Here is a 2,022-nt window from a genome sequence, read left to right as displayed (position 1 = left end):
GCAAAACATGCATTGGCAATATCTTCCGGTAAAATAATTTCATTAAGCAATGTGCGGCCTGCATAGTATTTAGGCAGCTCTTCTACTTTAATACCATACGCTTTTGCACGACCTTCAGCCCAGCCGCCGCTCCATATATTACTGCCGGAAATCACAGCATCTGGATTTACTACATTCACCCTTATGTGATCTTTTCCAAGCTCGGCCGCATTCAGTCTTGACAAATGCAACTGCGCAGCTTTTGCAGAACCATAACCGGCATTATTCGGCCCGCTTACCAATGCGTTTTTACTTACTATATTCAATACATCACCACCCAGGTTTTGTTTGCGCATTATTTCAACGCTCTGCTGTGTAACCAGGTATTGGCCTTTTACCAACACATCATATAATAAATCCCAATCTTTCTCCGTATGCTCTTCTATGGGTTTTGATATGGAAAGTCCGGCATTGTTCACTACAATATCCAAACCGCCAAAAGCCAGGGCAGCTGTGCGGATGGTTTGTGCGATTGTGGATGCAACAGTTACATCCAGCACATCACCGGTATATACATCTTTACCATATTTTTTATTGAACTCAGTTTTTGCTTCTTCCAGTCTCTCCGGGTTATTGTCAGAGAGTATAACACAGGCGCCTTCATCAGCAAATCTTTGCGCAATAGCTTTTCCTATGCCTCCGGCGCTGCCGGTAATGAGTGCGATACGTCCGCTCAATGGTTTTGGCCTGGGCATACGTTGCAGCTTCGCTTCTTCCAGCAACCAGTATTCAATATTGAATGCTTCCTGGCGGGGTAAAGACGTATATTCGGAGACCGCTTCAGCGCCTTTCATTACATTGATGGCATTGATATAAAACTCAGCGGCTACCCTCGCAGTTTGTTTATCTTTTGAAAAAGTGAACATCCCTACGCCGGGATATAATATCACCACAGGATTTGCATCACGCATAGCAGGGCTATTAGGATGCTTGCAGGTTTCATAATATTCCGCATACATTTTACGATATGCGTCAAACAAAGGTTCTATTTTGGCTTTGATGGCTTTTACATCACTCAGCTCTTCGCCAGGTGCAAGATTAAGTACCAGCGGGCTGATCTTTGTTCTTAAAAAGTGATCCGGGCAGCTTGTGCCTAATGGAGCAAGCCGGTCAAGGTCGTTTGAATTAATAAACTCCAGCACGCGGTCATCATCTGTAAAATGACCTATCATGTTTGTTTTGGAAGAGCAGAAGCCTCTGAGTACCGGTGCTAAAGCAGCAGCTTTATCCAGGCGCTCATTTTTAGGTAATGACTGGATCTTTGCCCCACCAAAGGCTGTTTTGCCTTTCATGTTTTTTTCAAGGTAATCGGCACAGGTTTCTATTACTTCGAGGGTATTGATATAGCTTTCGTAAGCAGTATCACCCCAGGTAAATAAACCATGAGAACCGAGCATGATACCACGGATACCTGGATTTTCGTCAAGACATTTTTTCAGCTCAAGCCCCAGTTCAAAGCCGGGTTTTCTCCATTCTACCCAACCAAGCTTTCCGTTGAATAATTCTTTGGTAATGCGTTTGCCGTCTTTAGCCGCAGCAATTGCAATGGCGGCATCGGGGTGCAGGTGATCAATATGCTTAAACGGAAGAAAACCATGCAACGGCGTATCTATTGAAGGCGCTTTTGAAGCAAGATCAAAAATGCAATGGTTAAACAGTTCTACCATTTCATCTTCATACTGCAAGCCTCTGTATACGTTTTTAAGACTTCTTAAACGATCCACATACAATGCAGCCAAACCATTTTTTTTCAATGTTCCCAAATCGCCTCCTGAGCCTTTTACCCACATCACTTCTGTTTCCGTGCCGGTTAAAGGATCTTTACTGATTACTTTACATGAAGTATTACCCCCACCATAATTGGTAAGCCTGAGGTCTGCTCCAAGTAAATTGGAACGGTATATCAATAATGCCACTTCATCGCCTGCCAGTTCAGCCGCTTTGGATTCTTCCCACAGGTAACTTACGTGCTTAAATGTTTTT

At 43.7% G+C, this 2,022-nt stretch carries 1 protein-coding gene; it reads right to left on the bottom strand.

What is annotated here, in order from left to right; translation table 11 throughout:
* The coding region (locus tag DC498_RS25855; RefSeq protein WP_116877017.1) for a bifunctional aldolase/short-chain dehydrogenase at window positions 1–2,022 on the bottom strand (2,022 nt) is incomplete at both ends.

Origin of the sequence: Terrimonas sp. (genome assembly GCF_003075435.1) — a bacterium.
GTDB lineage: Bacteria > Bacteroidota > Bacteroidia > Chitinophagales > Chitinophagaceae > Agriterribacter.
Note: the sequence above shows the minus strand (reverse complement) of the source record. Positions and strands in the feature narration are given on the sequence as shown.